Origin of the sequence: uncultured Corynebacterium sp. (assembly GCF_937999985.1) — a bacterium.
Taxonomy (GTDB): domain Bacteria; phylum Actinomycetota; class Actinomycetes; order Mycobacteriales; family Mycobacteriaceae; genus Corynebacterium.
Window position 1 is genome coordinate 1 of the sequence record NZ_CALLDG010000101.1, and the last position, 9,086, is coordinate 9,086.

At 59.8% G+C, this 9,086-nt stretch carries 9 protein-coding genes, 1 tRNA gene and 1 pseudogene; 6 read left to right on the forward strand and 5 right to left on the reverse strand.

The features are described 5' to 3' along the window. Positions 1-906 (reverse strand): aconitase family protein (locus tag Q0331_RS04665; RefSeq protein ID WP_298075302.1); only part of this gene is annotated, 906 nt, incomplete at its 3' end. Between the two features lie 58 nt (positions 907-964). Between Q0331_RS04665 and Q0331_RS04670 the strand changes: the two genes are divergently transcribed. Further along, positions 965-1,699 (forward strand): IclR family transcriptional regulator, encoded by a 735-nt coding sequence (locus tag Q0331_RS04670; protein ID WP_298075303.1) that lies wholly within the window; start codon positions 965-967, stop codon positions 1,697-1,699. An 81-nt stretch (positions 1,700-1,780) separates the two neighbouring features. After that, entirely contained in the window at positions 1,781-2,218 is a 438-nt protein-coding gene (locus Q0331_RS04675; protein ID WP_298075304.1) for a carboxymuconolactone decarboxylase family protein, read from the forward strand. Between the two features lie 9 nt (positions 2,219-2,227). On the opposite strand, the gene Q0331_RS04680 is transcribed toward Q0331_RS04675, so the two are convergent. Next, complete coding sequence (locus tag Q0331_RS04680) at positions 2,228-2,368, reverse strand: hypothetical protein (protein WP_298075305.1); 141 nt, start codon at positions 2,366-2,368, stop codon at positions 2,228-2,230. Between the two features lie 246 nt (positions 2,369-2,614). Here Q0331_RS04680 and Q0331_RS04685 point away from each other — a divergent pair, with 246 nt between their 5' ends. From Q0331_RS04685 to Q0331_RS04700, 4 genes are all read left to right on the forward strand, one after another. Next, positions 2,615-3,307, forward strand: a complete 693-nt coding sequence (locus Q0331_RS04685; protein ID WP_298075307.1) for a DUF1707 domain-containing protein — start codon at positions 2,615-2,617, stop codon at positions 3,305-3,307. Positions 3,308-3,358: 51 nt separating this feature from the next. After that, positions 3,359-5,170: a DUF2075 domain-containing protein gene (locus tag Q0331_RS04690; RefSeq protein WP_298075309.1), complete on the forward strand. Its 1,812-nt coding sequence runs from the start codon at positions 3,359-3,361 to the stop codon at positions 5,168-5,170. A gap of 35 nt (positions 5,171-5,205) precedes the next feature. Further along, a complete protein-coding gene (locus Q0331_RS04695; protein ID WP_298075311.1) occupies positions 5,206-5,784 on the forward strand; it encodes a hypothetical protein in 579 nt (192 codons plus the stop codon). Between the two features lie 76 nt (positions 5,785-5,860). Further along, complete coding sequence (locus Q0331_RS04700) at positions 5,861-6,952, forward strand: Xaa-Pro peptidase family protein (protein ID WP_298075313.1); 1,092 nt, start codon at positions 5,861-5,863, stop codon at positions 6,950-6,952. 22 nt (positions 6,953-6,974) lie between these two features. Here Q0331_RS04700 and Q0331_RS04705 read toward each other — a convergent pair whose 3' ends face one another. From Q0331_RS04705 to Q0331_RS04715, 3 genes and pseudogenes are all read right to left on the reverse strand, one after another. Continuing rightward, positions 6,975-8,504 (reverse strand): peptide MFS transporter, encoded by a 1,530-nt coding sequence (locus Q0331_RS04705; RefSeq protein ID WP_298075314.1) that lies wholly within the window; start codon positions 8,502-8,504, stop codon positions 6,975-6,977. 155 nt (positions 8,505-8,659) lie between these two features. Beyond that, positions 8,660-8,732 (reverse strand) — tRNA-Glu (locus Q0331_RS04710). A gap of 111 nt (positions 8,733-8,843) precedes the next feature. Beyond that, a pseudogene (locus tag Q0331_RS04715) lies at positions 8,844-9,086 on the reverse strand (bifunctional (p)ppGpp synthetase/guanosine-3',5'-bis(diphosphate) 3'-pyrophosphohydrolase); the annotation flags it as partial.

Sequence of the window (9,086 nt, forward strand, 5' to 3'; positions counted from 1 at the left end):
GGGGTTGGTGCCCCAGGTGACGAAGGGGGTCAGAGCGGAGCCGTCGATGTGGACGACCGTATCGAACTGCGCGTCGTCGTCGGTGCGCAGGGACTTCCAGTACTCCACGGCTGCGTCCCAGTCCGCGCCCTTCGGCGCGTGCGGGCGGCCTTCGAGGTAGTCGAAGGTGGTCTGGTCGGGGGCGATCATGCCCGCGCGGGCGCCGGCCTCGATGGACATGTTGCACATGGTCATGCGGGCTTCCATGGACAGCTTCTCGATTGCCTCGCCCCGGTATTCGATGATGTGCCCCTGGCCGCCGCCGGTGCCGATCTTGGCGATGATGGCCAGGATCAGATCCTTGGAGGTCACGCCCGGCTGCAGTTCGCCGGATACCTCGATGGCCATGGTCTTGAAGGGCTTCAGCGGCAGGGTCTGGGTGGCCAGTACGTGCTCGACCTCGCTGGTGCCGATACCCATGGCGATGGAGCCGAAGGCGCCGTGGGTGGAGGTGTGCGAGTCGCCGCAAACGACGGTCATGCCGGGCTGGGTCAGGCCCAGCTGGGGGCCGACGGTGTGGACGATGCCCTGTTCAATGTCGCCCATGGAGTGCAGCCGGATGCCGAATTCCTTGGCGTTGTCGCGCAGGGTGGATACCTGCAAACGGCTGGTGGGCTCCTGGATTTCCTGCAGGTTGCCAGTCTTCACGCCAACGGTGGGAACGTTGTGGTCCTCGGTGGCGATGGTCAGGTCCGGGCGGCGGACCTTGCGGCCGGCCTGGCGCAGGCCGTCGAATGCCTGGGGCGAGGTAACTTCGTGCACCAGGTGCAGGTCGATGTACAGCAGGTCGGGGCCGCCGTTTTCTCCGGCTGCAACGATGTGGTCGCGCCAGACTTTTTCCGCGAGGGTTAGGGGTTGGTTCGTCACGGTCTCTCCTCTGTGTCCGCTATACAGTTCCACTGGATGGAATGTATAGTATCAAACCATGGGACACAATACGGAAATTCCCGCAACGAGCGGCATTCAAGTTTTGGACCGTGCGATCTTCATTTTAACGGTGATCGCAGCGGAGCCCCGCAACCTTTCCGATCTGTGCGCCATCACCGGCCTGCCGCGCGCCACGGCGCACCGTATCGCCGTCGCGCTGGAGAAGCACCGGTTGATCGAGCGCGGGGTTGACGGTGCGTGGGTCACTGGACCAGCCCTGTCCGAGATGGCGCCGTCTACCTCTTCTCGTCTTGAGGACGCCGCAGAGTTCATCCTGCCCGACCTCATGGCAAAGACTGGCGAGTCCGTGCAGCTATACCGCCTCTCCGGGATGGAGCGCGTGTGCATCGCCAACGCCGAGCCCGCCACCGGCCTGCGGGATACGGTTCCGGTGGGCCACCGAATGACGTTGGCTGCCGGCTCCGCGGCCAAGTTGTTGGTTGCTTATGCGCCGGAGGCGTTCCAGAACCAGGTGCTACCTGATGCCGCGTACACACGCGAGGAGCTGGAGAAGATCGCCGCCGAGGGGATCGCGGAATCCTCCGCCGAGCGCGACCCTTCCCTAGCTTCGGCCTCCGTGCCGGTCTACGGGACGGACGCACAGAACCGCACGGTGATCGCTTGCCTTTCCATCTCCGGGCCGGTGGCCCGCATGGGCGAGCATCCGGCAGAGAAGTTCGGCGCGGATTTGAAGGAATCCGCCCGCCAGCTGGAGAACCTACTGCGGAAGTAGATACCCCCTGTGCAGCTACTCCCTAGCGCCGAAAAATTTTAGACACACAATCTTTCCCAAAACTTTAGGAGAATCACAACCATGACCAGCGAAAACCCCGCAAGCCAGAATCCGGCCACCGACGACAAGCGTTTTGAGGCGGGCATTCAGGTCCGCCGGGAAGTAATGGGCGACGCATTCGTGGATGCTGCCCTCGAGCGTAACGCGGGCTCCGATGGCGAGGCGCTGCAGAAGCACGTCACCGAGACCGTGTGGGGTTCCGTCTGGACCCGCGACGGCCTGGCCCGCCGCGACCGCAGCCTGCTGAACATCGGCATGCTGGTGGCGCTGCGCGCGACTGAGGAGCTGCGCGGGCACGTCCGCGGTGCACTAGAGAACGGCCTGACTCGCACGGAGATCACGGAGGCGATCATCCACGCTTCCGGCTACTGTGGCGCGCCCGCTGCCCTGTCGGCGATGAAGGTCGCTCAGGAGGTCTTGGTCGCGGAGCTCGGCCCGCTGGAGAATGACGACAAGTAGCGGCATGCGCTAGGTTCGCGGCAGCTCGCGCCACTCCACGGTCAGCTCGCTAGCGCGGGTGGCACGTTCAGCAAGGAACTCGTAGAGGTTCTGCGTGCCGTCCTCGATTCCGTCGGCCACATCCTCGCCGGCGGAGGTGATGTCCACCAACGCCGGGCCGGCCGTATCGTCGGGGTTGGCTATTTCGGCACCCCAGCCTCCCTCGCCCCGCCGGCCGTCCTCATCCGCAGAGAGGGTACGGAGCCAGGCTTCGGCTGAAGAGTGGGCGTCAACACCAAAAAGAGCGGCGCGAACAGTGGCGGGCGTGCCGTCATTGCCGGGTGGGGTGCCCCAGAGCCAGTCCAGGTTTACGCGATATGGAGAGAGAATGGGGAACTCCTTTAGTAGGGTAAAACCATGAGCGAGTACAAAGACAAGCGCTGCACTGACCAGGAACGATCCGCTGCCGTGGAGGCGCTGTCCAAGGCGATGGCCGATGGTCAGCTGACTATCGCAGAGTTCGACGAGAGGTCGGGCCAGGCGCATGCTGCTACCCAGCGTAGCGAGTTAGTGGACTTGCTGGACGATCTGGTGGACGAGCCTGCGGGGGTGCTCTTTGGACCTGGCTCGAGCACTGCGGTTGCGCACCGCGCGCCGAGTGACGTGGAGTGGGCTGCTCACCAGGCTTCGGACGCCCAACGTCACCGCGAGATGGTACTTGCGCGGTCGCGGTCGCTGGTGACTGGCGGGGGTTCCGAGACGGGCTTCAGCCTGGCGATATTCGGCGGGGTGACGAAGGCGGCGTGGCAGGTACCGAAGGAGCACTGGAACTTCAATATCTTCGGGGGTTCGGACTTTGACCTGCGGGAATGCCGTTTCAGCGATCCGGTGACCACGCTGTGGCTGAATAGCTGCTTTGGCGGAGCGGATGTGCTGGTGCCGGAAGGCGTGCGCGTTGATGTGGGTGGCCTTGGCATTTTCGGCGGCAACGAGCTGGTGGTGGAAAACGGTGCGATCCACCCAAACAGTCTGCCGGCGGACGCTCCCCTGCTGCTGATCCGCGGGCTGTCCATTTTCGGCGGCGTGACCGTGAAGGTTGTGCGGGGTTAGGGAAGACTTCGACTGGATTATCGAGACGAATCCATCCAAAAGAGTAACGAATTGCGTAATCAATCTGGCACTAGAGCTACCACAAAAATAGTTTCTTTCAGCGAAGCCGGGGTACAGGAGCTAAAGGGTTTTCGCGAAGAGAATGACCGTGTGGGCACCTACAGAGATCAGGACGTCAAAACCGACGAAGATCTTCTTTACAATTTTCCGGTCGTTTATGTCATCAAAGACGAGCAAAACAGCAACACTAAGCAGTACACCGCTTACGTGGGCGAGACCACTGATATTGTGCAGCGCACAACCTCGCACCTGAGAAACACCAGGAAAGACGATACAGCCTGGACGAAGCTCAAGAACTCTAAGAACAGCAACCTAATTGTGCTCGGCCATGAGCTGTTCAATAAGTCATTGACTCTGGACGTCGAAAATCGTCTAATGCTGATGCTCTCAAGTGTAGATGCGGTAAAGAAGCTCGAGAACCGGCGTAGCAACGACCAGTTGGATTACTACACCAAAGAGCGATTCAACGAGGTATTCCACGAGATCTGGGAACAGCTCCAAACGATTGATTCAAACCTGTTTCCAGAGCTGGAGAAAATCTACGATTCCGCACTGTATAAAGCCTCCCCTTTCCACAGCTTGACCGAGGAGCAAGTTAAGGCAAAGCGCGAGATCATGGAAGTCCTCTACGAAAAGATCCATGCAGACTCGCAAGGCAATCTTGTCATGGTTGAGGGCGAGGCCGGTGCCGGGAAGACAGTGCTTTTGAGCAGCCTGTTTTACGACATCATGCAAAACCCTGTAACCACGAAAGACGGTGGCGAGCATCAGCTTGATGCCTACCTGATCGTCAATCACGACGAACAGGTGAATGTCTACACCCAGATCGCAGAAAAGCTGGGACTCCACTCGAAGAGCAACGAACGGGTCTTGAAGCCGACTAAGTTCATCAACCAGACTCCGCTCGGTGAGAAGGTTGATTTGGCGCTGATCGACGAGGCGCACTTGTTGTGGACACAAGGCAAGCAGAGTTACCGGGGCGATAACCAACTCTTAGACATCATCAATCGGGCAAGAGTCACCGTTGCTGTTTACGATGCGCGGCAGGTTTTGCAAGCAAACCAGTGGTGGGAGAAGGAACCCCAAGAACTTGTGCCTGAGGAGAAGCGTTCACAGATTCTCTTAAAGAATCAGATGCGGATGTCTGCTTCCCAAAGCACTCTTAAATGGTTTGAGACCTTCTTCGAAGAACGGAAGATTGCTGGTCTGAGCCTAGATTCACATCATCGGGATTCTAAGGGGTATCACGTGGAATTCTTTGCAGATGTCGAAGCTATGCGGACCGCAGTCAACAAGAAAGCCTCCAACACGGATCGTGGCTTAAGCAGAATGGTGGCGACTTATGACTGGCCGTATAACGCTGCTAGAAAACCAGAAAACGGCGGTTTTTGGGGAGTCTCCATCGGTGACTTCTTTATGCCTTGGAACAGGGAAATCACCATTGACGCTGCAACTAGACGGAAGAAGCTTGCCTGGGCAGAACAACCTCAGACTATTGGCGAGGTTGGTTCCGTCTATACAATTCAAGGCTTCGACTTAAACTATGTGGGTGTCATTATCGGACCGTCGGTAAAGCTTCGCGATGGAAAGATTGAAATCTCACCGGACGAGAGTTTCTTTAGAGCTGCAACCAATAAGCGGACAATGAGCGATGGCTCCGGCAAGGAGCTTCTGTCAGACACGCTCCTGTGGAACCAGCTCTACGTGCTGATGACGCGCGGTGTACACGGTCTGTTCGTTTACGCATGCGATGAAGAGCTTCGGAATGCACTCCTAGAGGCTCAGAATTCTTCGCGTAGCTAAGAGATTTCCTTGGAGAATCTGAAAGAATCAGATTCATGAATCTCACTCCACACTCTCCACGCCTCCGCCGCCGAATCGGCGCCCTCGTTTTCGCTGGCCTACTCCCCCTCGCTCTCGCATCGTGTTCGGATGACGAAGGCGATGTAACAGAGGCCGTCGCGGAGGATTCCACCACGTCCACAGTCTCCTCAGAAGCCAGCGAGCAGGAAGGCTCGGAAACCACCGAGTCCCGCGAAGAATTCAGCGAGTCCAAGAAGCGGAAGCCCAATCCCACTCTTGGTTCCTCGACGCCAGAACAAGATGCCCACGAGTCGTCCAAGTCACCTGAAGAGCCTGTTAAGGGCGAATGTATCTGGCCGGATGTTGACCATGCCACCTACCAACCAGGGACCGATAACCTCGTGTCTAAGTATTGCGATGGGAGATGGGCGATCGTTGGCCGCTACGGCTCTGGTGGACTTGCCCTATACAAGTTCGATGGCGCCGAATGGAAGCTAGTCCCCCAGGACAATGAGTACGATAGCGGCTTCGGCCCCTGCTACACGGAGCGTTACCTGCGCGAGCTGGGCGTCCCGAACGTAGTTCTCACCGAAGGCCCCAACTGCAGCGGATAGCTGCCCCGCCCCTCTTCCTCGCCGACTGCCCCACTCCCCACCGCTCCCCCAAACCCCGGGGCGTACCCTGGTGGCCATGAGCGAATTCTTCCCAACCGAAACGTTTAGCAAACGTCTCTCCACCGTCCGCGACATCGCCGCACAGGCGGGCCTGGACGGCGTGATCGCCACCCCTGGCCCGGACATGGAGTACCTGATCTCGTCGAAGATAAGCACGCATGAGCGGTTCACGGCTCTGGTTCTTACTAAGGACGCCACCCGCATCATCGTTCCCGGCGTGGATGTCGCTGACCTGAAGAAGTCCGTGGCGGGCAAGCTCGGCGTGGAGATCATCGGGTGGAACGACGGCGAGGACCCCTACGGCTATATCGCCGAAGGTTCCTACGCTGTCAGCGCGGCCATGACTGCAGACCACCTGCTGGAGCTGCAGTCCCGCGGCATCTCCACCGTGAATGCCACCCAGGTGCTGGCCCAGGCGTTCATCCGCAAGGACGACGAAGAGCTTGCCGAGCTCCGCCACGCAAGTGCCGCCATTGACGCAGTCCACCGCCAGGTCCCGAACCTGCTGCGCGCAGGCGTGACCGAGAACGACGTGGCCAAGGAACTGGAGCGCCTCATCCTCGAAGAGCACGAGGTGGTGGACTTCATCATCGTCGGCTCCGGCCCGCACGGCGCCGACCCGCACCACGATCACTCCGACCGTGTGATCGAGTCCGGCGACGTGGTTGTTGTCGACATCGGCGGCACCCTGGCCAGCGGCTACCACTCGGACTGCACCCGCACCTACGTCGTCGGTGAGCCCACGGACGAGCAGCAGAAGATTTACGACGTGCTGCAGCGCGCCCAGGAGGCCGGGCTGGAGTTCGCCAAGCCCGGTGTGACGGCCGGCGACGTGGACAAGGTCGTCCGCGACATTATCGACGAAGCCGGCTACGGCGAGTACTTCATCCACCGCACCGGCCACGGAATCGGCCTATCCTGCCACGAGGAGCCGTACATCATCGCCGGTAACGACTTCGTAATCGAGGAGGGCATGGCCTTCTCCATCGAACCCGGCATCTACATCCCCGGTCAGTGGGGCGCACGCATCGAAGACATTGTGATCGTGGCGTCAGAAAAGGTAGACCCGATCAACACAACACCCCACGAGCTTGTGCGCGTGGGGTGAGAGGGGGAAACCTAGTTGGAAGTTAGTGGACGTCCACGAACTTCTTAACGATCCACTTCCGTGCCAGGAAGATCAGCGCGCCGAGGGCAATCATGACCGCGAACATCGCCAGGAAGTAGGTGCGCTCCGCGGAGGCGTCGTCCGGGTTGTAGAAGCCCGCCAGGCTGCCCGAAAGAGCAGTACCCAGGCTGATAGATAGCAGCCACAGGCCGAACATACGGGTGGGGAACGCCTTCGGCGCCAAACGGGTGGCCATGGAGTTACCCACCGGGCTGAGCATCAGCTCGCCCATCGTGAACAGGAACAGAATCAGTACCATCACCCACATCGGCGTGGAGTTCGCGCCACCACCGGCGAACGGAATGAACAGCAGCAGCGCCACGCCGATCAGGCCAAGGGCCATGGAGAACTTCACTGCGTAGGAAGGCTGCTTGTCCCCCAGCTTCGTCCACAGCGCACCGAACACGGCAGCGAACAGGATGATGAATAGCGGGTTGATAGACTGCACCACTCCCGGAGGAATCTCCATGCCGAACAAGTTGCGGTTCAGGCGTTCGTCGGAGTACAGCGCAATCACGGTGAACTGCTGCTGGAACAACGACCAGAACGCCACGGATGCCACGAACATGGGGACAAAACCAACGAGGCGGGAACGTTCAATATCCGTGGTCAGAGGGGAACGGTACATCTGAATCCACAAGACGATGGCGATAACCGCGGCGAGCAGAGCCGCAATGTTGGACAGCTGCGCTACCTTCAGCACGCCCGTGACGAACAGCATCACGAAAGCAGCCACCGCTACAACAGCACCGAGGAAAACCGGGAGGTACTTCTTGTGCGGCAGCGGATTCACAACATCGTGGCCCGCATCGCGGATGGTCTGCTTACGCAAAGCGGTGTACTGGATCAAGCCGATGGCCATCATCACGGCAGCGGCACCGAAGCCCCAGTGGAAGCCCTTCCAACCCCACAGCGCGTTGGTGATCAGCGGGCCGAGCAGGCTACCGATGTTCACGCCCACGTAGTAGATAGAGAAGCCACCGTCGCGACGGGGATCGTCGTGCGAGTACAGAGAACCGAGGACCACCTGGGAGGTCGTCTTGAGAGCACCGGAGCCAACGGCGATGAACACCAGACCGAGGGTGACGCCGACATAGCCTGGCAGTAGCGCCAAACTGATGTGGCCCAGCATCACTAGCACTGCGGAGTAGAACAGCGTGCGTTCCGCGGAGAGGATTCGGTCGGCCACCCAGGCGCCCGCCACGCCGGTCAGGTACACCAGGCCACCGTAGGCACCGACAATAGAGAGGGCGGTGGACTGTTCCATCCCCAGGCCACCGTCAGCAACGGTGTAGTACAGGTAGTACGCCAAAAGCGCCTGGAGGCCGTAGAAGCTGAAGCGCTCCCACATCTCCACGCCGGAGAGGTTGGCTAGGCCGAAGGGGTGGCCGAAGAAAGTCCGTTGGTTCTGGTGCGCGCTAGATGAGTGCGCGGTTGCTGTGGAGGCTCCGTCTGGTGCGGGAGAATCCTCCGAGTTTGTTTGAGAAGTCATTCGTTAATTCCATCACACCCATTACGGATTAACGAAGCCATCGGCCGAGTTTTCTGCGGATTTGTGGGATTTGGCGGCTAGCTTGGGCGCAGCGGCAAGCCAGCCGAACAGAAGAACAAAAAGCACGACCCGAAAGCCGTGCTAAAAAAATTTTGTACCCCGTACGGGATTTGAACCCGTGTTACCGGCGTGAGAGGCCGGCGTCCTAGGCCGCTAGACGAACGGGGCAGTGTTCGTGCGTTGCGTTCGTTGCGAACGAAAGGTAACTCTACACAGTAGTTCCTTTAGCCACCTAATCCGCAGGTAGCGTGGCATTTTTCAGCCACGCCGGAGCAGCGCCTACAGCGCACGCAGTTCCGCGACCTTCTCTTCCAGCACCGCGACCAACGGGTTGTCCGGAATCCGCTTGGCCGCCACCTCGCTCACCGCGCCGTACCACCACTGCTGCTTGTCCTTACCGGAGTTGAAACGACCCCACAGCTCATCGCCGATCTCGGAATGGTCGGCCAGGATCGAAAGCAAGTTGTGCAGCTTGTCGGCCACAGAAACGATCACGGAGCCTTCCTCGGCGCCGGAAAGGTG